20 protein-coding genes and 3 pseudogenes are annotated in these 22,374 nt (G+C 71.5%); 11 read left to right on the top strand and 12 right to left on the bottom strand.

Going from position 1 to position 22,374, the window contains the following annotated elements:
• Positions 1-69 precede the first annotated feature (69 nt).
• Positions 70-1,413, top strand: a complete 1,344-nt coding sequence (locus tag ACMTAK_RS06870; RefSeq protein ID WP_413805340.1) for an MFS transporter — start codon at positions 70-72, stop codon at positions 1,411-1,413.
• An 82-nt stretch (positions 1,414-1,495) separates the two neighbouring features.
• Here the strand turns inward: ACMTAK_RS06870 and gndA are convergent, their stop codons facing one another.
• The 6 genes from gndA to ACMTAK_RS06840 form a co-directional block, all read right to left on the bottom strand.
• Entirely contained in the window at positions 1,496-2,950 is a 1,455-nt protein-coding gene (gene gndA / locus ACMTAK_RS06865; RefSeq protein WP_413805339.1) for an NADP-dependent phosphogluconate dehydrogenase, read from the bottom strand.
• 409 nt (positions 2,951-3,359) lie between these two features.
• On the bottom strand, positions 3,360-4,193 hold the full coding sequence (locus tag ACMTAK_RS06860) for a PIG-L family deacetylase (protein WP_413805338.1): 834 nt from the start codon (positions 4,191-4,193) through the stop codon (positions 3,360-3,362).
• Between the two features lie 557 nt (positions 4,194-4,750).
• Positions 4,751-5,269: a copper chaperone PCu(A)C gene (locus ACMTAK_RS06855; RefSeq protein ID WP_413805337.1), complete on the bottom strand. Its 519-nt coding sequence runs from the start codon at positions 5,267-5,269 to the stop codon at positions 4,751-4,753.
• Complete coding sequence (locus ACMTAK_RS06850) at positions 5,250-7,652, bottom strand: heavy metal translocating P-type ATPase (RefSeq protein ID WP_413805336.1); 2,403 nt, start codon at positions 7,650-7,652, stop codon at positions 5,250-5,252. Before ACMTAK_RS06850 ends, ACMTAK_RS06855 begins: the two co-directional genes overlap by 20 nt.
• Positions 7,649-7,924, bottom strand: a complete 276-nt coding sequence (locus tag ACMTAK_RS06845) for a hypothetical protein (RefSeq protein ID WP_413805335.1) — start codon at positions 7,922-7,924, stop codon at positions 7,649-7,651. Before ACMTAK_RS06845 ends, ACMTAK_RS06850 begins: the two co-directional genes overlap by 4 nt.
• 319 nt (positions 7,925-8,243) lie before the next feature.
• Entirely contained in the window at positions 8,244-8,531 is a 288-nt protein-coding gene (locus ACMTAK_RS06840) for a sigma factor-like helix-turn-helix DNA-binding protein (RefSeq protein WP_413805334.1), read from the bottom strand.
• 361 nt (positions 8,532-8,892) lie between these two features.
• Here ACMTAK_RS06840 and ACMTAK_RS06835 point away from each other — a divergent pair, with 361 nt between their 5' ends.
• The 5 genes from ACMTAK_RS06835 (at position 8,893) to ACMTAK_RS06815 (ending at position 14,950) form a co-directional block, all read left to right on the top strand.
• The gene (locus ACMTAK_RS06835; protein WP_413805333.1) at positions 8,893-10,392 is read left to right on the top strand and encodes a PepSY-associated TM helix domain-containing protein; all 1,500 of its coding nucleotides are present in this window, start codon (positions 8,893-8,895) and stop codon (positions 10,390-10,392) included.
• Between the two features lie 348 nt (positions 10,393-10,740).
• Entirely contained in the window at positions 10,741-11,412 is a 672-nt protein-coding gene (locus tag ACMTAK_RS06830; RefSeq protein ID WP_413805332.1) for a DUF5134 domain-containing protein, read from the top strand.
• 412 nt (positions 11,413-11,824) lie between these two features.
• Positions 11,825-12,079: a hypothetical protein gene (locus ACMTAK_RS06825; protein WP_413805331.1), complete on the top strand. Its 255-nt coding sequence runs from the start codon at positions 11,825-11,827 to the stop codon at positions 12,077-12,079.
• On the top strand, positions 12,079-14,364 hold the full coding sequence (locus ACMTAK_RS06820; protein WP_413805330.1) for a heavy metal translocating P-type ATPase: 2,286 nt from the start codon (positions 12,079-12,081) through the stop codon (positions 14,362-14,364). Before ACMTAK_RS06825 ends, ACMTAK_RS06820 begins: the two co-directional genes overlap by 1 nt.
• Before the next feature lie 70 nt (positions 14,365-14,434).
• Positions 14,435-14,950 (top strand): copper chaperone PCu(A)C, encoded by a 516-nt coding sequence (locus ACMTAK_RS06815; protein ID WP_413805329.1) that lies wholly within the window; start codon positions 14,435-14,437, stop codon positions 14,948-14,950.
• A 46-nt stretch (positions 14,951-14,996) separates the two neighbouring features.
• Here ACMTAK_RS06815 and ACMTAK_RS06810 read toward each other — a convergent pair whose 3' ends face one another.
• The 5 genes and pseudogenes from ACMTAK_RS06810 to ACMTAK_RS06790 form a co-directional block, all read right to left on the bottom strand.
• The gene (locus ACMTAK_RS06810; RefSeq protein ID WP_413805328.1) at positions 14,997-15,191 is read right to left on the bottom strand and encodes a carboxylesterase family protein; all 195 of its coding nucleotides are present in this window, start codon (positions 15,189-15,191) and stop codon (positions 14,997-14,999) included.
• Positions 15,188-15,394 (bottom strand): annotated as a pseudogene (locus ACMTAK_RS06805) (carboxylesterase family protein); the annotation flags it as partial. The gene ACMTAK_RS06810 and the pseudogene ACMTAK_RS06805, both read right to left, overlap by 4 nt.
• Positions 15,395-15,554: 160 nt before the next feature.
• Entirely contained in the window at positions 15,555-16,463 is a 909-nt protein-coding gene (locus ACMTAK_RS06800) for an MBL fold metallo-hydrolase (protein ID WP_413805327.1), read from the bottom strand.
• A 130-nt stretch (positions 16,464-16,593) separates the two neighbouring features.
• Positions 16,594-17,559, bottom strand: coding sequence for an SMP-30/gluconolactonase/LRE family protein (locus tag ACMTAK_RS06795; RefSeq protein ID WP_413805326.1), 966 nt, complete (start codon positions 17,557-17,559; stop codon positions 16,594-16,596).
• A 183-nt stretch (positions 17,560-17,742) separates the two neighbouring features.
• Complete coding sequence (locus tag ACMTAK_RS06790; protein ID WP_413805325.1) at positions 17,743-18,642, bottom strand: helix-turn-helix domain-containing protein; 900 nt, start codon at positions 18,640-18,642, stop codon at positions 17,743-17,745.
• Between the two features lie 10 nt (positions 18,643-18,652).
• On the opposite strand from ACMTAK_RS06790, the gene ACMTAK_RS06785 reads away from it, so the two are divergent.
• From ACMTAK_RS06785 to ACMTAK_RS06765, 5 genes and pseudogenes are all read left to right on the top strand, one after another.
• Positions 18,653-19,285, top strand: coding sequence for an SRPBCC family protein (locus ACMTAK_RS06785; protein ID WP_413805324.1), 633 nt, complete (start codon positions 18,653-18,655; stop codon positions 19,283-19,285).
• A gap of 138 nt (positions 19,286-19,423) precedes the next feature.
• Positions 19,424-19,699 carry a hypothetical protein gene (locus ACMTAK_RS06780; protein ID WP_413805323.1) on the top strand — a complete coding sequence of 92 codons (276 nt, stop codon included), beginning with the start codon at positions 19,424-19,426 and terminating at the stop codon, positions 19,697-19,699.
• Positions 19,700-19,772: 73 nt separating this feature from the next.
• Positions 19,773-20,015: pseudogene (locus ACMTAK_RS06775) on the top strand (helix-turn-helix domain-containing protein); the annotation flags it as partial.
• A gap of 66 nt (positions 20,016-20,081) precedes the next feature.
• The gene (locus ACMTAK_RS06770; protein WP_413812814.1) at positions 20,082-21,038 is read left to right on the top strand and encodes an aldo/keto reductase; all 957 of its coding nucleotides are present in this window, start codon (positions 20,082-20,084) and stop codon (positions 21,036-21,038) included.
• Positions 21,038-21,850 (top strand): alpha/beta fold hydrolase, encoded by an 813-nt coding sequence (locus ACMTAK_RS06765; protein WP_413805322.1) that lies wholly within the window; start codon positions 21,038-21,040, stop codon positions 21,848-21,850. The genes ACMTAK_RS06770 and ACMTAK_RS06765 overlap by 1 nt, the downstream gene beginning before the upstream one ends.
• A 68-nt stretch (positions 21,851-21,918) precedes the next feature.
• On the opposite strand, the pseudogene ACMTAK_RS06760 reads toward ACMTAK_RS06765, so the two are convergent.
• Positions 21,919-22,307 (bottom strand): annotated as a pseudogene (locus ACMTAK_RS06760) (LysR family transcriptional regulator); the annotation flags it as partial.
• Between the last annotated feature and the right edge of the window lie 67 nt (positions 22,308-22,374).

Genomic DNA, 22,374 nt, shown 5'->3' with positions numbered 1-22,374 from the left:
CACGGCCCGGGCCGGGGATCGTCACAATGGTTCCCGGCCCGAATGGATGTAGGAGGAATCGAACCAGCCGTGGAGACCGCTCGAAGCAGCGACGACGACATAGAACCCACCGCCGCCCACGATGACGCCGCCCCCGGCGCCGGGGCCGGCGCTCCCGCCCCGCCGCCGAGACCCGGCTGGCGCCGCTGGGTCATGGACACCCGGCCGCTGCGCCACCGTCCCTTCCGCCGGCTGTGGAGCTCCACCACCGTCACCGCCATCGGCAGCCAGCTGACCGCCGTCGCCGTGCCCAAGCAGATCTACGACATCACCGGCTCATCGGCGTGGGTCGGCTACGCAAGCTTCGCCGGGCTCATCCCGCTGGTGGTCTTCGCGCTGTGGGGCGGGGTGGTCGCCGACCGGATGGACCGGCGCACCCTGATGCTCGTCACCAACGTCGGCATCGCCGTCACCTCGGTGCTGTTCTGGGCCCAGTCCTTCGCCGGTCTGGACTCGGTGGCGGTGCTCATCGTGCTGCTCGCCGCCCAGCAGGGCTTCTTCGGCATGAACTCCCCGGCCCGCAACGCCTCGGTGGCCCGTCTCGTCCCCGCCGACGAACTGCCCGCCGCGAGCGCCCTTCAGTCCACCGTCGCCCAGACCGGCATGATCCTCGGCCCGCTGCTCGCGGGTGCCCTGATCCCCGTCCTCGGTCTGCCCGCGCTCTACCTCATCGACGCCGTGGCGCTGTGCGTCACCCTGTGGGCCGTCTGGCGGCTGCCCGCCCTGCCGCCCCTCACCGAGGGCGCCACGGGCGGCGCGCGGCGGGGCGGATGGCGCGATGTGGCCGACGGCTTCCGGTACATCGCCACCCACCGCGTCCTGCTGATGTCCTTCCTCGCGGACATCATCGCCATGGTCTTCGGCATGCCCCGCGCGCTCTTCCCCCAACTCGCCTCGCACACCTACGCGCCCTGGGGCGAGGGCTTCGCGCTCGGCCTGCTCTTCGCGGCGATCCCGCTCGGCGCGGTGGCCGGCGGTCTGCTGTCCGGCACCTTCTCCCGCGCCCGCCGCCACGGCCTGATGGTCATCGCCGCCGTGGTGGCCTGGGGCGTGGCCATCACCGGATTCGGGCTCAGCCTCAACCTGTGGTGGGCGGTGGCCTTCCTCGCCCTCGCGGGCGTGGCCGACATGGTCTCGATGGTCTTCCGCGGGACGATCCTCCAGGCGGCCGCCACCGACGACATGCGCGGCCGGATGCAGGGCGTGTTCACCGTGGTGGTGGCGGGCGGCCCGCGCATCGCCGATCTGCTGCACGGCACCGCGGGCTCCCTCTTCGGAGCCCGCGCGGCGGTCGCCGCGGGCGGGCTGCTGGTGGCCGTCAGCGCACTCGGGCTCGCCGTCGCGGTGCCCGCCTTCCGCCGTTACACACCCTGACGACGCGGCCGCGCGGACGAGCGAACGCGACGACGGCCGTGCCCCCGCCGGAACCCGGGCGGGGGCACGGCCGTCGCGGCCCTCAGGCCGTACGCTCGTCGCGGTCGCCGCCCCACAGCGTGTGGAACGAACCCTCGCGGTCCACCCGCCGGTAGGTGTGCGCGCCGAAGAAGTCCCGCTGCCCCTGGACCAGCGCGGCGGGCAGCCGCTCCGAGCGCAGCGCGTCGTAGTACGCCAGCGCCGCCGAGAAGCCCGGTGCCGGCACGCCCAGCTCCACCGAGGTGGCCACCACGCGACGCCAGGCGTCCTGCGCCGCGCCCAGCGCCTCGGCGAAGTGGTCGTCGGTCAGCAGCGTGACGGGCTTGCGCTCCTTGGCGTACGCCTCGGTGATCCGGTTCAGGAAGCGCGCCCGGATGATGCAGCCACCGCGCCAGATCCGCGCGACCGCCCCGGGGTCGATGTCCCAGCCGTACTCCTGGCTGCCCGCCTCGATCTGGTGGATGCCCTGCGCGTACGCGACGATCTTCGAGGCGTACAGCGCCTGCTCGACATCGTCGGCGAACCGCTCCGCGGCGGCCCCCGAGAGCCCCTTGCCGGACGGCCCCGGCAGCCCCTGCGAGGCGTCCCGCAGATCCGCGTGGCCGGACAGCGAACGGGCGAACACCGCCTCGGCGATCCCGCTCACCGGCACGCCCAGGTCCAGCGCGGTCTGCACGGTCCAGCGGCCGGTGCCCTTCTGCTCGGCCTGGTCCTGCACCACGTCCACGAACGGCTTGCCGGTGGCGGCGTCGGTGTGCCCCAGCACCTCGGCGGTGATCTCGATCAGATACGACTCCAGCCGGCCGCCGTTCCAGGTGCGGAACACCTCCGCGATCTCACCCGGCGACATGCCGAGCGCCCGCCGCAGCAGGTCGTACGACTCGGCGATGAGCTGCATGTCCGCGTACTCGATGCCGTTGTGCACCATCTTCACGAAGTGGCCGGCGCCGTCCGGGCCGATGTGGGTGCAGCACGGTGTGCCGTCCACCTTGGCGGAGATGGACTCCAGCAGCGGGCCGAGCGACTTGTAGGATTCCACCGATCCGCCGGGCATGATGCTGGGCCCGTTGAGCGCGCCCTCCTCACCGCCGGAGATGCCGGTGCCCACGAAGTGCAGCCCGCGCTCGCGCAGGGACTTCTCCCGGCGGCGGGTGTCCTCGAAGTGGGCGTTGCCCCCGTCGATGATCACGTCGCCCTCTTCGAGGAGAGGTGCGAACTCCTCGATGACGGCGTCGGTGGGCGCACCCGCCTTGACCATGATGATCAGCCGCCGGGGCCGCTGCAACGAGGCGACGAACTCCTCGGCGCTCTCGGCCGGCACGAAGTTCCCCTCGTGGCCGTGCTCCTCCATCAGCGCCTTGGTCTTGGCGAACGTGCGGTTGTGGAGAGCGACGGTGTGCCCGTGCCGGGCGAAGTTACGGGCGAGGTTGCTGCCCATGACGGCGAGCCCGGTGACGCCGATCTGGGCCGTGGGCTGGGCGGTGGAAGGGCTGGGCATACGGTGTTCCACTCCTGTCACGCGCATCGAAAGCTTATGCGAGGCAGCAACGCCGAGGGGAGCGGGGATCTTCCCCCTCGATCAGCCGGGTTTCGCCCGGCCATAGTTGCACGATGTGCGCGACGACGGATGAGTGTCCGGGGAAAGCGGCGCGGGTGTCTCATTTTTCTCCCGCTCGGGCGGGAGGCGGGATTGTGGGGTATCCACAAGGGGCGTAGCGGACGGGGGGGCGGGTGTGACCTCCTCGGCGGTCTGTCCTGATGGGAGCAGACCGCCGGGCTTGCGATCTGGGCTGTCGCGCACCTTCCGAGTCAGCAGCCCGCAGGTTTCCCACCTGTGGGGTCGCCAGGTGGTTCGGGGTCGAGCGCGGTGTCGGGTCGGCGGTGCGGGCCCCGGCCGGACGGGCGGATCAGCGCAGTCCGGCGAAGAGATCGTTCTCGGGTACGGCCGCGCCGGTGGCGTCCTGGACACGTACGAAGGTCTCCATGCCCATCAACTCGCCGAATCTCTCCTTGCCCATCTTGAGGAAGAAGATGTTCTCGCCCTGACTGGCGTGCGCGGCCAGTGCGTCGAACTTCTGACCGCTGAACGCGGTGGTGTCCACCCACGTGGTGATCTCATCGTCGGGGAGGCCGATCTCGGCCATCGCGGCGGCCTCGGCAGGGTCCGGCTCCGGCATGTCCTCATGAAACTCGCGCATGATCTCGCCGAACCGCTGCATTATCGAGCGGGGCATCGTGGTCCAGTACACCTTCGGGGTCAGCGCGGTCATCTCCAGCGCCGCCATCGTGATGCGGTGGGCCTGGATGTGGTCGGGGTGGCCGTAGAAGCCGTTCTCGTCGTAGGTGACGACCACATCAGGTCGGTAGTGCCGCATGAGTTCCGCGAGTCGGGCCGCGCCTTCCTGCACCGGGGTCTGCCAGAAGGATCCCGGGGCGTCGTTGCTCGGCCAGCCCGTCATCCCGGAGTCGGCATAGTCCAGCGTCTCCAGATCGCTGACCTTCAGGACGTCACAGCTCGCCTGGAGTTCTTGACGGCGCATCAAGGCGACCGCCGCCGGATCATGCCCGGGATCACCCGGTTTGGCACCCCCCGATCCGTCACCACAACCGCCGTCGGTACACGTCACGAGAACCGTGCGGATGCCTTCCGCCGCGTACCGCGCGAGGACCCCTCCGGTCCCGGTGGCCTCGTCGTCGGGATGGGCGTGCACTGCCATAAGCGTCAAGGGCCGGTCGGTCATGAAACAGTCCTCCTGCAGAAATACGTCTTGGTACGAGTGCGCGGCGGGCATACCGCGATCCCGGGGCCCCGATCCTGGTGGGGCGGACGACCGTGTGGTCCCCGTGCTCCCCGCCCGTGCGGCGCCGGGCCCTCGGTCGATGCAACCGCGCCGACTGGACCGGCTGTTCCCGGCGCGGCCAATCGGCCTTCCGGGCATCGGCATTTTTTCACAGCCCGCGCTATGTCCCCGGTGCTGTGACCCGTCGGTCTCCTGCCTGTCTCAACGGGATGGCCACACTCCTGCCGCCGGAGCGGCCATTTCCTCAGTCTCGTACGTACGCCGCTCGGATTCTGCCCGGTCCCGGAGCAGTGGGGTGCCGCCGCAGCCCTGGTCTCACCTTGCGTTGGCGCGGGCAACTGGGCACAACGGAGTTCGTGGGCTGCTCTCACCGTGTCCACACTCAGGCCGCTGAGCACCGTCGTGGCGATGGGACGCGGCCGGCCCGCGACGGCATCCGTAGCGATCTGCGACTGGAGTGCCAGAGCGGCCCTCGTCGATGGCGGGAGGCCGCGCTCTCAACGATCGGTGAGATGCGATCGCATCGCCTCGGCCCCGACCCGGCCGCGTACGGAGAACCACAGGTTGAAGGACACCCTCTGTCCCGGCCGCAGCGTCGGGGGGTCGAGGATCGCGACGTGGATGCCTTCCCGGGACATCCGCAGCGTGCTGTGCGCGCGTACGGTCACTGCTTTCGGCCGCCGGATGGTACCCGGCCGTTTCCGGTCGGGCTCGCGCAGCATGGATACTCCCAGCTCCGGGGAGTCGGCGAAGATCAGGGTGTCGTCCGTGTCCCCGACGTTGCGAATCTCGAAGTAGGCGGCGGCCGTCTGCCCGGTGGACTGGACGATACGGCCGCCACTGACCTGGATCCTCGGTGTGGGCTCTCCCGCCGCCCCGGTCGCCGTGTAGCCCGTGAGCAGGGCCAACGCCAGTGCGCAGCCACTCACCGGCACCAGCGCAGCCCGTACTCCCCGGGCCACCGTCTCCCTCAGACGGCGTCGCGGCGTGGTGCGGTCATCGGTCGCTGAGGACATCGGACGTCCTTCCCGGATAGCCGTGCTCGGTGGCCGCGGGGCCGTATGAGGAGAGGGGAGCGGGCTGGGTGCCGGTCTGCCATCCGCCGGGGGTGTGGTACCGCAGCCGCAGGCTGTTGGTGACGACGAGGACGGAGCTCGCGGACATGGCCGCGGCCGCGACCATGGGGTTGAGCCAGCCGGTCGCGGCCAGCGGAACGGTGACCACGTTGTAGCCGAAGGCCCAGACGAGATTGGCGCGGATGGTGCGCAGCGTGCGCCGGGTGAGCCGGATGGCGTCGACGACGGCCAGCATGTCGTTGCGTACGAGGGTGATGTCGGCCGCGCCGATCGCGGCGTCGGTGCCACCGCTCATCGCCATCCCCAGATCGGCGGAGGCCAGCGCGGCGGCGTCGTTGACCCCGTCGCCGATCACCGCGACGCACCGGCCCCGCTCGCGCAGCGCGGTGACGATCCCTTCCTTCTCCTCCGGGGTCACTCCGGCGTGGACCTTGTCGATGCCCGCCCGTTCCGCCATCGCATGGGCGGGGGCGGCGCCGTCACCGGTCACCAGCACCGGCTCGATGCCCAGCGCGCGTACTTCGCGCACCGCCTCGCGACTGGTGGGCCGCAGGCTGTCCCCGACGGCGAGCAGCCCCGTGGGGCGGTCGTCGATCTCCACGATCACGGCGGTGTGCGCGGCGCGTCCGGCGGCCTCGCGCGCCCGGCGCAACGGCTCCGGCAAAGGCTCCGACGGCCGGGGGCGGCGTACCCGCACCTCACGGCCGTCCACACGCCCGGACACGCCCTCACCGGCAACGGCCCGGAAGCCCGTCACCTCCGGTAGCCGCGCGACGCCGTCCTCCTCGCGGCGGGCAGCCGCGACCACCGCCCGGCCGATGGGGTGCTCCGAGCCCTGCTCCACGGCCGCGGCCAGCCGGAGCACTTCCCTTGGCCCCGGCCCGCCCTCCGCCACCGCCACGTCGGCCACGGACATACAGCCGGTCGTGAGGGTGCCGGTCTTGTCGAAGACCACGGTGTCCACGCGGCGCAGCCGCTCCAGCGCCTCCGGGCCGCGGACGAGGACGCCGAGTTGCGCCCCGCGCCCGCTGGCCACCAGGAACGCGGTGGGGGTGGCCAGCCCCAGCGCACACGGGCAGGCCACCACGAGCACCGCCACGGCCACGGTGACGGCCGTCTCACCCGCCGCGCCCGCGCCCAGCCAGAAGCTCAGCACCGTGCCGGCGATCGCCACGATCACCGGCACGAACACCCCCGCCACCGCGTCGGCCAGCCGCTGGATCCTGGCCTTGCCCGCCTGCGCCTCGGTCACCAGACGGGTGATGCGGGCCAGTTGAGTATCGGCGCCGACCGCTGTGGCGCGCACGACGAGCAGTCCGCCGGAGTTGACGGCGCCGCCGACGACGGCGGTGCCGGGTGTCACCTCCACCGGCACGCTCTCGCCGGTGACCAGGGAGAGATCCAGCGCCGATCCGCCCTCGACCACCACCCCGTCCGTGGCGACCTTCTCACCGGGGCGCACCATGAACTCCTGTCCCGTGGTGAGTTCGGCCACCGAAACCCGGCGGCTGCCGTCCCGCTCCCTCAACTCCACGTCATTCGCGCCGAGTTCAGCCAGCGCCCGCAGCGCAGATCCGCTCCGGTGCCGGGCACGCGACTCCAGATGCCGCCCGATGAGGACGAACAGCGGCACGGCGACGGCCGCCTCCAGATAGATATGGGGAAGTCCGTCGTCGGCCGAGGGCAGCAGGCTGAACGGCATGCGCATCCCCGTGACGCCCGCGCCGCCCCAGAGCAGGGCGTACGCCGACCAGGCGTACGACGCGAGGACGCCGAGGGATACCAGGGTGTCCATGGTGGCCGTGGCATGGCGCAGACCGCGCAACGCCCGCCGGTGGAAGGGCCACGCACCCCAGGTCGCGACCGGCGTGGCGAGGGAGAAGCAGGCAAACTGCCATCGGTCGAACTGCCACGCGGGGACCATCGAGATGACGATCACGGGCAGCGCCAGCACCGCCGTGACGACGAGCCGTTCGATGTCGACGGCCTCGTCCCGGCCGGGCCCGTCGTCAGCCCCGTCCCGGGGCGATCGGCTGTCGTCTTCTCCGGTGGCGGCGGGAGGCGCGGTGAGCTCGGCGGTGTAACCGGCCCGTTCGACGGTGGCGATCAGCTCGTCCACGTCTACGGTGGCCGGGTGGGAGACCCGTGCCGTGCCGGTGGCCAGGTTCACGGTGGCGCTCACACCCTCGACGCGGGCCAGTTTCTTCTCCACCCGGGCCACGCAGGCCGCACACGTCATCCCGCCGATCAGCAGGTCGGTGGTGCGGGCGGACACGCCGGACGAGGTTGTCGGATCGGAAGCGGTGTCCGGTCGCTCGCTCATCGCGCCCCCTCCCAGGCGCTGGGGCCCCGCGCCCCCATGCCGTGCGTATCCATGCCTCCGGCCCCGCCGTCCTGCGGCACACTCCGATGGATGCCGGGCGCCACCGGACCGGCCGCCCGCCCCACCGCGTAGGAGGCGGCCATCAACACCGCCAGGAGGACGAGAAACCCGGTCAGGGCGGGAGGCGGCAGCGCGCGCCGCGCCCGGGGGACGCGCGGCTCCGCTCCGTCGGGCGCCGGTCGCGGCGGCGAGGCGGTATCGGTCAGCGGCATCTTCGGCACTCCCCTGTGCAGGCTTGGCGGAAACGGCCGGGGTTCGTTCACCTTTACGGGCCTGGGGTGCCGGCCGCTCACCGAACGGAGGCTCTGTCACACAAGGAGAAAAACCGGCCCGGCCGGGAACTGTCCGGGCCTGTCAGCCGACATCTGAGCTGTGAGAGGTTACTGCCCCGGCCCGGCGGAGAGCGGAAGGTCCGACGGGGCGGCGGCGGGGGCGCACCTGTCCACCCGGCCGAGCCGAGGGGCCGAGTGCGGCGGAGGGCGAGCGGTCGCGCCTCCACCGCACCCGGGGAGTCCGTTGCCGGACGGGATGTCAGGCCACCGCTACGACCATGGCGGGTGAACGGAGGGCGCCGTTCCGGGCCGCCTCCGCCGGTTCCGGGTCGGCTGGTTGTTCCTCATCGGAGGTGAGTTGGGCGATCAGGGTTTCCCGGGCCCTGGCCACGCGGGAGCGGATCGTGCCGACGGGGCATTGCGCCACGGTGGCCGCCTCCGGGTAGGTCAGCCCCAGCAATTGGGTGAGCACGAACGCCTCCCGCCGGGGCGCGGGCAGGGCCGCGAGGAGTTCGCCGATGGCGACGCCCTCCTCGAAGCCCGGCACATCGCCCGGCTGGTTCCGTTCCGCGGCCGCCTGCCAGTCGTCGGTTCCGGAGATCCTGGGGCGGGTCGTCAGCCATCGGATCCGCGCACCGTCCTGAGCATCCGCCCCGCGTCCATGATGCCGCTCATCGTCTCAGCGAGGCGGGAGCAACGGACGGCCGGGTCGGTGCGGCGGCGCACGACGATCGCGCGGCGGACCGATCGACAACGGCCGCGCACGGTCCCGTATGCGCCGGGCGGACCGGCGGGGAGCCACGTGGCGCACGTCACGCCACATCTCTGGAACTTCTTCCTCCGGGGCCCGACTACTGGACCGGTGCGGCTCCGGCCGACCGGCATCGTCCCCGAGCCAGGAGTTCCCCATGTCCGCCGAACCCGTCGCCGCCGGCCCCGAGGACGGACCGCAGCCGCCTGATGCGCCGCAGCCCGGCGCCGCGCCCCGGACATCGGAGTCGGTCGCGGGCCCTCGTGGCTGGTCGGCCCTGCGCCCGTTGGTGCTGCGACTGCACTTCTACGCGGGAGTCCTCGTCGCACCGTTCCTGCTCGTCGCCGCCGTGACCGGACTCCTCTACGCGGGCTCCGTCCAGGCCGAGAAGATCGTCTACGACCACGAGCTGCGGGTTCCGGTCGGCAAGAGCGAACTGCCGCTCTCCCAGCAGATCGCCGCCGCCCGCAAGGCCCACCCCGAGGGGGAGATCGGCGCGATCCGCCCCTCACCGGAGGCGGGCGCCACGACGCGCGTGCTGCTCTCCGGCGTCAAGGGTGTCGACCCCGAGCACAAGCTGGCGGTCTTCGTCGACCCGTACACCGGGAAGGTACGCGGGGCGCTGGAGCAGTACGGCACCAGCGGCGCGCTGCCGCTGCGCACCTGGATCGACGACCTGCACCGCAATCTGCATCTCGGCGAGACCGGCCGCCTCTACAGCGAGCTCGCCGCCAGTTGGCTGTGGGTGATCACCGGCGGCGGTCTGGTGCTGTGGATCGCTCGCCGCCGCAAGGGTTCGGCGAAGCGGAAGCTCCGTGCGACGGCGTTGCCGGACCGGTCCGCCACCGGCCGCGGGCGCACGATGTCCTTTCACGGCTCGGTCGGGGTCTGGGCGGCGCTGGGGCTGTTCTTCCTGTCCGCGACCGGTCTGACGTGGTCCACGTACGCGGGCGCGAACGTCACCGACCTCCGTGCCTCCCTCGGCCAGGCCACTCCGGCCGTCAGCTCCGCCGTCGGCGGCGAACACGCCGGACACGGCTCCATGGAGGGCATGGAGGGCATGGACATGGGCGGGTCAAGCGGAAAGGACGGCGAATCCGCTGATGCCGGCGTCGACGCCGTGCTGAAGGCCGCGCGCGCCGAGGGACTGGGCAACCCGGTGGAGATCGTCCCGCCCACCGGGCCCGGCACGTCGTACACCGTCAGCCAGATCCAGCGCAGTTGGCCCGAGAAGCAGGACGCCGCCGCCGTCGACCCGGCCACCGGCGAGGTCACCGACGTGGTGCGGTTCGCCGACTACCCGCTGCTGGCCAAGCTCTCCCGCTGGGGCATCGACGCCCATATGGGGAGCCTGTTCGGGCTGCCCAACCAGCTCGCCCTGGCCGCCCTCGCGCTCGCCCTGATCTTCCTGATCGTGTGGGGCTACCGGATGTGGTGGCAGCGCGGTCGGGCCGGCGCCTTCGGCCGCCCCATCCCGCGCGGCGCCTGGCGGCAGGTGCCGTCGTACGTCCTCGCGGTGTTGACCGTCGTCGTCGCGGTCCTCGGCTACTACCTGCCGCTCCTCGGCATTCCCCTGGCCGCCTTCCTGGTCGTCGACCTCGCGCTCGGCCGCCTGGCCGACCGGCGTGGGAAACGGGCTGAAACGGCCGGTGCTTGACGTGAACACCGGCGTGCATACGCGCGAATTCCCCACCGAAAGCAATAACAGCCCCATCTCCCGCGCGACGAGGTCACCGTGCGCGGCAACACCGTCGACGACGAGCGGGTGCGCGCCGCCATCATCGAAGCGGGATACGGCGTCGCCGGTCTCGCCACCCCCTGACCCCCGTCGCTCTGCGCACACCGCGGAACCGCGATAACAGGCTGTCCCACTCCTGGACGGAAGGGTGATCACGGTCTCCGCACTACTCGAGAGAGGTTCAGCGATGCCCGACAGGCCGACCACGCCCGAGGAACGGGCGACATCGCCGGACGTTCCTGAGCGCCGTCGCGCGGCGGTGGTCCGATGATTGCCGCGACGGGGCTGCGCTGGATCCTGACCGTACTGTTCCTCGTGCCCGCCCTCTCCGCTGTGCGGCGCGCCGTTACACCCGAACGCGCCGGTGGCGGACCGGGCGCCGCCGGGAGAGTCGCACATCTGCTGCACGCGGTGATGGCCTTCGCCATGGTGGCGATGGTCTGGCCGTGGGGCATGGACGTTCCCGCCCAGCCGCAGACCGTCCTGTTCACGCTGGGCGGGGTGTGGTTCGCGGGGGTGGCCCTGGCCCGCCCCGCTCCTCTCTCCCGCACGCGCGCGTTGTCGGATGCCCTCCCGCATATGGCGATGATGGGCGCGATGGCCTGGATGGCCGCCGCGATGGTCTCGTCCTCCTCGATGCGGGGACACGGCGGCTCCGACGGCATGGACGACATGCCCGGGATGGACATGTCCGGCGGCTCCGGCACCGCGACCATGACCCTCACCGGAACCGGCCCGAGACTGACCGCCGGACTGCTGGCCGGGCTGCTCCTTCTGCTCGCCCTGAGGTGGCTGGCGCGGGGCTTCGACGCCGCCCGGCTCGACGGCACCACCGGGTCGCGGCACCCCTCGGCACCGGCCGAGCGCGACGCGTTCGATCTCGGCTGCCACGGCGCGATGGCACTGGGGATGGCGGTGACGTTCACACTGCTCCTATGAAGGACGGTCACGGTGGCCGCTCCCGGAGCAGGGCGGTACTCGCCACCTGGCCGCACGCCGTGATGATGGGGGCCATGGCCTGGATGGTCGCGGCCATGGGACTCCTCCGGTTCGATGGCGGGCCATGGGGAGGGACATGGGCTGCCGGGGCCCTGGGGCTCGGGTGCCATGCCGCCATGGCGCTGGGCATGGCGGGGCATGTTCGTCCTGCTGGTGTGAACCGGCGGGGGCCGGGGTCGTACGGCGGCCTGCGGAACATGGCATACAAGGTGTTGCCCGATGGCCAGAGCGACGCCAGGCGTAAACCTGATGAGACGCGCATCACGCCGATCGCCTGGAACGGGCCCGTCGATCGAACCGACCCTCTGTACCGGACCGGCGGAATCCGGTGACGCGATCGAAAGACTGGCACATGGCACACACCAGACGGGAACCCGCCCGAAGCAAGACGCGGCCGCCCCGCGCGCTGCCACCGCCCGCCCTGTGCGGCTTCCTTCTGCTGCTCGCCCTCGTGTTCACGGCCTCCTACGCCGTGGGCGCCCACGTGGGGCCCGTCGCCCCCGGTATGCATGGCCCAGGGACGGTGGGAGGTGGCTCGGAGGGCGGACAACACGGCGGTGAGCCGGAGATGGGAGACATGGACATGGGCCACGGAGGCGGGCACTGATGGCCACGGAACCGGCCTCTGTGCAGGTGGGGACCGACCTGATGATCGGTGGCATGACCTGCGCCGCCTGCGTGAGGCGGGTCGAGAAGAAGCTGAACAGGCTGGACGGGGTCACCGCGACGGTGAACCTGGTGAGCGGACGAGCCCGTGTACACCACCCGCGCGAGATGAGTGTCGAGCAACTCGTCGAGGCGGTCCAGGGCGCGGGGTACACGGCCGCGCTCCCCGAGCCGCCCCGCCGGGACACGCGGCAGGCAGCGGGCGACGACTCCATGGACGGGCCCGGCCGCGAACGGGACCGGCTGGTCGTCACCGCACTGTTCGCGCTGCCGGTGCTGGTCCTGTCGATGGTGCCCGCGTGGCAGTTCCGCAACTGGCAGTGGCTGTGCTTCGTGCTCGCCGCGCCCGTGGCGGTCTGGGGAGCCTGGCCCTTCCACCGCAGGGCCGTATCCGGGCTGCGGCACTCGGCGGCCACCATGGACACCCTCGTCTCGCTCGGTGTGGCCGCCTCGTTCTCGTGGTCCTCCTACGCGCTGTTCCTCGGTGGGGCGGGCGACCCCGGCATGCGGATGCCGTTCAGCCTGATGCCCATGGCCTCGGACGGTGTCGCCCACATCTACCTCGAGGCGGCGGTCGGCGTACCCCTGTTCGTCCTGGCGGGCCGCTGTCTGGAGGCGAGGGCGCGGCGGGGCACCGGTGCGGCTCTGCGTTCGCTCGCACGGCTGACGGCCAAGGAAGTGGCCGTACGGGACGCCGCGGGCGAGCGTCTGGTCCCCGTCGAGGAACTGCGGGTCGGGCAGATCTTCGTCGTCAGGCCGGGTGAACGTGTGGCCACGGACGGGGTCGTCACCGGGGGCAGTTCGGCGGTGGATCTCGCGCTGGTCACCGGGGAGAGCGAGCCCGTCGAGGTCGGCCCGGGTGAACCCGTCGTCGGCGGTGCCGTCAACGCGGGCGGTCGGCTACTGGTCCGGGCCACCGCCGTCGGCGCGGATACCAAACTGGCCCGTATCGCCCGGCTGGTGACCGAGGCCCAGGCAGGCAAGGCGAAAGCACAGCGGCTGGCCGACCGGGCCGCGGGAGTCTTCGTACCGGTCGTGCTCACCCTGGCCGCCACCGTGCTCGGATTCTGGCTCGGCGCCGGAGCGGAACCCCAGGCCGCGATCACCGCGTGCGTGGCCGTGCTGGTCGTGGCATGCCCCTGTGCCCTGGGGCTGGCGACCCCGACCGCGCTGATGGCCGCGACGGGACGCGGGGCTCAACTGGGCGTTCTGGTCAGTGGCCCGCGGGCGTTGGAGGGCCTCCAGCACATCGATGCCGTGGTGCTCGACAAGACCGGCACCCTCACCTCCGGGCATATGAGCGTCGTCCGGGTCACGGCCGTGCCGGACGGCGTCGGCGAACAGCCGGCGGTCCGGCTCGCGGGCGCGGTCGAGCAGGGTTCCGAGCATCCCCTCGGACGCGCTGTCACCGCGTACGCACGGCGGGCCGCGTCCGGACAGCCACTTCCGGACACGGCCGACTTCACCGCCCTGCCGGGCCGGGGCGTGCGCGGCCGGGTCGACGGCAGGCTGGTGGAGGTGCTGGCACCGGACGAGGCCCTGCCCGAGGCACTCGCCGAGGCGCTCAAGGCCGCCGAGGCGAGCGCCCGCACCACGGTCATGGTCCGCGTCGACGGCGTCACCGAGGCGCTGATCGAGGTCGGCGACGTACTCAGACCTGAGAGCTACCGGGCCGTGGACCGGCTGAAGCGCTTGGGAGTACGGCCGGTGCTCGCCACGGGCGACCACGAGGCGCCCGCCCGAGCGGTCGCCGCCCACGTGCGCATCGAGGAGGTACACGCCCGGTGCACGCCCGAGGCCAAGGCCGACCTCGTGCGTGAGCTGAGGGAGAGCGGCCACCGGGTCGCCGTCGTCGGAGACGGGGTCAACGACGCGGCCGCCCTGGCCGGCGCCGACCTGGGCATCGCGATGGGCACAGGCACGGACGTGGCCATCGGAGCTTCCGACGTGACCCTGGTCCGCGGAGACATCGAGGCCCTGGCGGACGCCATCCGCCTCGCCCGCACCACTCTGAGCACCATCAGGGCCAACCTGCTCTGGGCGTTCGGCTACAACCTCGTGACCGTGCCGCTGGCCATGGTCGGACTGCTCAACCCCATGCTCGCCGCCGCCGCGATGTCCGCCAGCTCACTGCTCGTGGTCGGCAACAGCCTCCGCCTGCGCGTCTGGCAGCCGTCGACGACCGGCAGGCGTCCCTCCCGTCCTGTGGCCAGGATGCCACGGTGACGCCCGTCGCCGCCGCTTGCGCACTGCATTCCCGGATCTGTCGCCCGACACCGAGGTGGAGAACCGCCCGATGACAAACGCCTCCTGGACGCTGCCCAGCCCTCGTCGGATCAGGGACTCCCTGCTGGCCGTGGTCGCTCCGGTCTGCGCCTGTGTCCTCGCGCTGGGTGGCCTCGCCGCGTGGACCGCCAAGGGCAACGCGGGCAGCCCCCCGCGGATCGGCGTCACCGAGGCACGGCTCTTCCTGCCGTCGCCGGACCTGCCGAAGACCGCGGCGTTCTTCCGGATCACCAACACGGGCGGTGCGCGGGACCGGTTGGTCGGGGTCACCTCCTCGGTGGTCACCGGGGAGATCTCCCTGAGCCGCCACCGGATGACCGGAAGAGGCGCCGCGTACCGGCAGGCCACGGAGTCACTGCCGGTTCCGGCGGGCGGCGCCCTCGACATGTCACCGGAGACCAGTGATGTGACCGTCCCGGTCACGGCGCATTGGAGGAGGGGAGACGTGGTGCCCTTCACCCTCCGCTTCGAGCACAGCGGACGGATCGAGGTCGAAGCCGTCGTGGTGCGCCCTGGCGAGGGGTGAGCGCGCCCGGACGCCGGTGAAGTGTCTGCTGGTCCGGGGCGGACGATCAGTGGAGGTGATCAGGTCCCGGTGGATGTGGCCCCGGCCGGTTCGGCATCGGTGGTGTTCGCCAGGAGTCCCCGCGGGGCCAGGTTCCGTCGTAGAGCGGTGCACGGCCGGAGCCCGCAACGAGCCCTCCGCCGTGCACGAACACCATGACCGGCCGGTTCGGCCCGTCCGGCTGCGGGGCCCAGATGTTCACCGTGAGGTAGTCGTCGCCGCGCGGCCGGCCCGGGCCGAAGCAGGGCTACATGTCGAGGGGCGCCGGAGGAGTCCCGGGTGGGCCGGGGCGCGGTCGGTCCCGGCCGTGTCGCGTCCACGGACTCCGGTCCACCGTTGGTGCGGGCTCGGCGCGGCGAAACGCCTGCGTCCGACGGGCGGTGCGGAGTAGGGGACATCGAGGAAGACAGTCCCGTGTCCGTGCCGGCGACCGTGGACAGGGCCTGAGGTGGTGGTGACGGTGGCGGGATCGGCGGGTGCCGTCTCGGATCTCCTGGCTGCTGGTTGCTCATGTGGGTGCCGCCGCTCCGAGGTTGGCCGGAGCGGCGGCGGGGTGGAGTCGGGGTCAGTACCTCGTGATCGGCGCCCACTTCTTGATCGTGAAACCGCTGCCCTTGTGCTCGACTTCGAGGGCGCTGTGGCCGCTGAAGTGGGCGGGCAGGACGAGGGCGCCTGTGTCGGCGGCCCAGCCGAGCAGCCTGCGGCGGGTTGTGCGGGCCTGGGCCGGGTCGTGGCAGAAGCAGCTGTTCTGGTCGGGGTGCGTGACCTGCAAGGGGGTGTGTATCAGGTCGCCGGCGAACAGGGCCCGGTCGCTGCGGGAGGTCAGCGTGACGATGCTGGAGCCGGGGGTGTGGCCGGGGGCTGCTTCCAGGCGCAGGTGCGCGTCGATGGTGTGGCCTTCCTCCCACAGCTGCACCTGACCCGCGGCGTGTACGGGGGCGACGCTGTCCTCGAAGACGTTCTCGTTGACGCCGCCGGCGATGTCGGGGTTGTTCGCCGGGTTCCAGAACTCGAAGTCGGCCTTGGGCATCAGGTAGGTGGCGTTCGGGAACGTGGGTACCCAGGCGCCGTCGATCAGGCGGGTGTTCCAGCCGACGTGGTCGACGTGCAGGTGGGTGTTGACCACGAGATCGACGTCCTCGGGCCGCACACCCGCACGGGCCAACAGGTTGCCGAGGTAGTCCAGCCGCAGGTGGTCCCACGCGGCGACGGCCGGGCGGGGCTTGTCGTTGCCGACGCCGGTGTCGACCAGGATGGTCCTGCCCTCGCTGCGCACCAGCCAGGTCTGCATGGCGACGTGGACCATGGCGTCGTCGGCGCCCAGGTGGTCGGGCACGAGCATGGCACGCTGGTCCTTCCATGCCTGTTCGGGCATTTCCGGGAAGAACTGGTCCGTGGGCATGATCGGCCCGTGCATCTCCTCGATCCGGGTGATGGTGACATCGCCCAGGGTGATCTCATGGGTGTCCTGCATGGTGCTTCTCCGTTCGGTGCGCGGGGCTTGGAGTGCTCGGGGTGGCATGGCGGGGCGGCCCGTCGACGAGGACGCGGTCGCCGGGGGGACGAGCCGGTGCGACTCCTCGGCGGGTCGGTGCCCGCGACGCTCAGCGGTTCAGGTGGGCGAGGATCAGGTTGGGGTCCTGGGCGGTGATATAGGCGGCGCTCGTCACGTAGACGGTGTTGCCGCTCAGGGCGATGGACGTGGGGTTCTGCAGGCCGTCGGCCTGGGTCAGCACGGTGGAGTGGCTGCCGTCGGGCTGGACGAGGGCGACCTGGCTGGGGCCGTTGAGGGCGGCCAGCAGCTGGTTTCCGCGGCCGGTGAAGGCGAAGTCGTCGATCCCCGGCAGACCGGTGGCCTCGGTCCGGACCGAACCGGCGCGCCCGTCCCGGAGGATGGGGATGCGCACGACGGTGCCCTTGTCGAGGTTGGTGGCCCAAACCGCCCCGTTGTGGATCTTCAGGCCGTTGGCGCCGAGAAAGCCGGCGGGGGCGAGTTCGGGGGCGGTGGACCAGGCGGTGGGGGTGCCGCCGGTGGTGGGCACGCTCCAGACGGTGCCGAGCACGGAGTCGGTGACGTAGAGGGTGCGGGTACGCGGGTCCAGTGCCAGGCCGTTGGGCAGGCCGTTGGCGGGTAGTGCGGCGATTCGCCGCGGCTTGCCACCGGGGCGCAGTCGCCACACGCCGGTGAGGTCGGCGGTTCCGGTGGCGTACAGGAAGTACAGGGTGCCGTCGTGGGCACGGACGATCCCGACGGTCAGCGGGAAGCCCATGACTGGGGTGTGGATACCGCCGTCGGCGGGCAGAGGCAGGGTGGCCAGGATCCGGGACGTGCCGTTGGGGGAGACCTTGGCGACCTGGCGGCCCTGGGCGAAGGTGACGTACGTGGTGCCGCCCGGTGCCAGGGCGACGTTCTCCGGCGTCTGCCCCTTGGTCAGATCGAAGTGCGCGGCGATCCGCGCGCCGCTCAGCGGGGCGGACTCGGCCGACGCCGATGCCGGAGTGGGCGCTGCGGCAGCGGCCGCGACAAGGACGGCCGCTGATACAGCGGACATGGAGAGCTTCTTGAGCATGGTTCCTTCACTGGTTTTCGGGCATGCGGCAGCAACACGCCGACGCGCGGGTTGGGCAGGTGGGCTCTGCTCCGGGGCCATGTGACCCCGGAGCTGCTCCGGGCGGCGGCCGGTCGTCGGCCGTACCCGGGTGGGACGGGTGCTCGCCGGTACCGGTCGAGCGCCCGGTGACGTTGTGTGAGGTCAGGCAGTGCCGGCCCGGGGCCCCCTCCGCGCCGGGTCAGCCGGGACGGTGTTCTGGGTGATGGCCTGGGCGAGCAGGGCCAGCGCGGCCCGGGAGGGCGAGCCCGCCTCCGTGGTGGCAACCACCATGTTGGGGCCCGGCCCGCGGCTCAGGGTCTGCTGAACGACGCTCAGCGGGCCGACCAGCGGGTGCCGCATCTCATAGGTAGCGACGGTGCACGCCTTGACCCGATGGTCGGCCCACATCGAGGAGAACTCAGAACTCTTGGCGCTCAGTTCACCCAGCAGCGCGTGCAACGCGGTGTCCTGCGGATGCCGGGCCGCCACCAGGCGCAGGTTCCCCACCACCGCCCTGGCCTTGCTCGGCCAGTCCGCGTACAGGTCGCGGGTATGACAGTCGAGGAACACCAGTCTGGCCATGTTGGGACGCTGCCCCGACAGATCCGGGGCGCCCCGGTCCAGGTGCCCGGCGAACAGCGCGTGACCCAGGCGGTTCCACGCCAGCACGTCACTGCGCAGGCCGAGCACGATCGCGGGAACGTCCGCCAGCACGTCCAGCAGCTGAGCCGTCGCCTCCGTCACCCGCTCCGGCGCGGGCCGCCGGCCCCGAGTGCGTTGCCTGTCCGCCCGAGCCAGGTCGTGCAGGTACCGCCGCTCGGAATCGTCCAGCCGCAGAGCCCCGGCGATCGCGTCCAGCACCTCAGAGGACGCGCTCAGCGACTGCCCCTGCTCCAGCCGGGTGTAGTAGGAGGCGCTCACACCCGCCAGCAGCGCCAACTCCTCGCGCCGAAGACCCGGCACACGCCGACGCTCGCCGTAGGTGGGCACCCCGACATCCTCAGGACGCAGCTGGGAGCGCCGCGCCTGCAAGAAGTCCCCGAGCTGCGATTTTCCGGTCATGGATCCGAGTATGGGCCGACTGCAAACGCACAGCCTGCCCCAGCTGTGGATAGGCACCATCGGGTCTGGCTCCCCGGCAGAACTGATGGTGACGTGGGCGGAGCCGACCCGGCACCATCCCGCACGCACCCAGGAGGACGCCTTGAGCGCCACCACCAGCGAACACGACCTCTTCGAGGCTCTGGACGCATCAGCCTTCGCCTTCACCAGACGCGCATGGGTCGATGCCGCACCCGCCCGGGTCTATGACCTGGTCAGTGATGTGTCCGCGATCGGCCGCTGGAGCCCCAACGCGACCGACGTTACGTTCGACCAGGGCGCCGGCCCTCGGGTCGGCGCCTGGTTCAGCGGCCTCAATCGGAAGGACGGCAGGGAATGGACCACCCGCTCCCAGGTCGTACGAGCCGACCCCGGCAACGCCTTCACCTTCGTGGTCGGCGGGGCCGAAGACGGCATCGTGCGGTGGAGCTGGACCTTCCACCCCCAGGGACGCGGAACCGTCGTGGAGCAGTCCTGGCAACTCCTCCGCCTCGACCCGGTGCTGGGCACCACCCGCGGCGACCTCGACACACTCCGCGACTACATGACGAACAGCGTCGAAGCCACCCTGATCTCCCTCGCCCGATGGATCGCCGAAGAGTGAGGTTCCCGGATGTGGCTTCGTCGACGCCGGCAGGCGCGAGCGACGCGCCCGGACCCTCTGCCGCTGGGCCACCCGCCCATGAACCCCGTATCCGGGCGGCGGTCTCCGCTGCGTTCGATGAGGTGAATGTGATCGCCCGTGCGGGGTTGGTCCGGGTGGTGCGGCTGGTACGGCCGCTTCAAGGGCATCCGCACCCTGCACCCCCTGCTCGCCACGGTCTACACCCCCGCCTCCCGGCCGGTGATCGCCACCGTGCGGATGCGCCGTGGCAAAGCGGCCGACTCTGCCTGCGATGACCGCCCGATTCGGGGCTCAATCCAGCGTCGATCCAGCATGGGCACCCGTCGCATGCCGGTATCCCTGCCATGCGGCAAGGACCTGGCCGCGACCACGGTCCTTCGACTGTCGGCGTGAAGAGAGGTTGACCGGGCTGGGTGGGTCCATCGCACCCAGCCACCCGCCCGTTGTCCCGCCTAGCCTGGTCCGCATGGACGGAGACAACGAGCTGGGTGACTACCTGCGGGTTCGCCGCGACACGACCAGGCCGCGGGATGTCGGGTTCCCCGACGGGGACACCCGGCGGGTGCCTGGTCTTCGCCGGGAGGAAGTGGCGCTGCTTGCCGGGGTGAGCACGGACTACTACATCCGGCTGGAACAGGGTCGAGAACCGCACCCGTCCGAGCAGGTGCTCCAGGCAATCGCCCGGGCACTGCGGCTCGACGAAGCCGCCACGACCCATCTCTTCCGGCTCGGCCCAGGACGTCCTTGCCGCCAACGTGATGACGCGGGAGCCCTCATGACCGAACGGATTGCCCACGCCTCCGGCGTTTTCGAGATCGCCGGAAAGAAGGTCGCCCGCCTGGGCTTCGGTGCCATGCGGCTCACCGGACTCGGTGTGTGGGGCGAACCCGACGACCGCCAGGAGTGCGTTCGTGTGGTCCGTCGCGCCGTCGAACTCGGCGTACAGCTGATCGACACCGCCGACTCCTATGGCCCGTACGTCAGTGAGGAGATCATCCGGGAGGCCATCCACCCCTACCCGGACGACGTTCTCATCGCGACCAAGGCCGGTCTCACCCGCAACGGGCCCGACGTGATCCAGACCACTCAGGGACTGGTGCGCCTCGGCCCCAAGGCGTGGCCGCCCGTGGGGCGTCCGGAATACCTGCGCCAGGAGGCGGAGATGAGCCTGCGCCGCCTGGGCCTGGACCACATCGACCTCTTCCAGCTGCACCGCGTCGACCCGAAGGTCCCGCTGGAGGACCAGGTCGGCGAACTGAAGGACCTCCAGGACGAAGGAAAAGTCGTCGAGATCGGCCTGTCCCAGGTGAGCGTCGACCAGATCGAGCGGGCACGCCAGGTCGTCGACATCGTCACCGTCCAGAACCGCTACAACCTCACCGACCGCGGCTCGGCCGACGTGCTCGACTACTGCACGCGCGAGGGCATCGGCTTCATTACCTGGGCGCCGGTGGCCGCCGGTGAACTGGCCCGGTCCGGCGGGCCGGTCGACCGTATCGCCGCCGCACACGCCGCCACGCCCTCCCAGGTCGCCCTCGCCTGGCTGCTGGCCCGCTCCGAGGTCGTGCTGCCTATTCCCGGCACGTCCAAGGTCGCCCACCTGGAGGACAACACCGCCGCTGCGAAGCTGCGCCTGAACACCCACGAGATCGACGAACTCACCAACTCCGCATGGCAGCCGCCCCCTCGCGACGGCTCGCCCCTCCCCCCACTCCCGCAAGGACTTCACTGATGCTGTTGCCCGCTGATGAGGCAGGCCACGGACGTACCGTGGTGCTGCTCCACGCCCGTCCCACGGACCGGACCATGTGGAGTGCCCACCTGCCCCTGCTCGCCGAGGCCGGCTTTCGGCCGATCGCCCTGGACCTGCCCGGACATGGTGAGGCGATCGTCGACGGCCGGTATGAGGTCGCGCCGTGGCAGGACGTCCTCGAGACTCTCGCCCACCGCGGAATCGACCGCTTCGTGCTGGCCGGGAACTCGCTCGGCGCGCTGGTGGCCCTCCAAGCGGCGGTGACCGTGCCCGACCGGGTCGACGGCCTGGTCCTGGTGGGCTACCGGCCCCACGACCAGGCACCTTCCCCGCGCCTCAAGACAGCGTGGGACAGGGAAAGGACGGCGCTGAAGGCCAACGACGTCGACGCAGCCGTACTGGCGGGACTCGAAGCGTGGATACACGAGGGCGCCTCCCCCGACGTGACAGCGCACGCGGCTCGCATGATGCGCCACCAGTTGCAGTCGCGGCTGGCGTACGGCGAGCCCGCCCAGGCGCAGGACCCGCTCGGCAAGGACCCGGCCGCGCTGCGTGCACTCTCCGTCCCGGCGGTCGTGGGCGTCGGTGAGCATGACCTACCCGACTTCTTCGACGGAGGCGAGGACCTCGCCCGCGAGCTTGACGCGGGCGATCTCGTGGTCCTCCCCGGAGCTGGGCACCTCGCGCCACTGGAGCAACCCACGGCCTTCTGCGACCTGGTCGTGGACTTCGTGAACCGGATTTCTGCGGCGGGCGGCCGGGCCGCGTCATCAGATCGTGTGGATCGATGACTGATGGTCGTGCGCGGTATGACGATTGAGCTGTTCGTGTCGGCGTGCCCACCGGTGAGGCGCTCAGTCGTGAAGTCGGTCTCGCGGATGTGCACCTCGACGCGCGGGTGCCGCCGGTGGTGGCCGTCGGCCAGCCGGGTCGCGCCAGGGTCGGTACTGTCACCCAGGACGCCCACGGTGATGGTCGCGGCGCCCGCCGCCGCAGCCACGCGTACGCGTATCCGGTGGCTTGGTCGAGCAGGGCGCGGGCGCGCGCCTCGTCGAACGGTACCGCTCCCACCGGAGTGAGCGTGACACCGGCGGAGGAGCGGTCGAACAGCGTGGCGCCGACCTCGGTCTCCAGGCGCTTGATCGCCCGGCTCGGCGGCGGCCGGCTCATATGCAGCCGGCCGGCGGCCCGGCCGAAGCGGAGTTCCTCGGCGACCGCCACGAAATAGCGCGGCGTGCGCAGCTCCATGGTGCGACGATACCCGTACGGTATCGAGAACTCAGAATGAGTCTTGGACAGCCGCAGTGCCTGACAG

Origin of the sequence: Streptomyces lacaronensis (assembly GCF_047337785.1) — a bacterium.
Classification (GTDB): Bacteria; Actinomycetota; Actinomycetes; order Streptomycetales; family Streptomycetaceae; genus Streptomyces; species Streptomyces lycopersici.
Note: the sequence above shows the minus strand (reverse complement) of the source record. Positions and strands in the feature narration are given on the sequence as shown.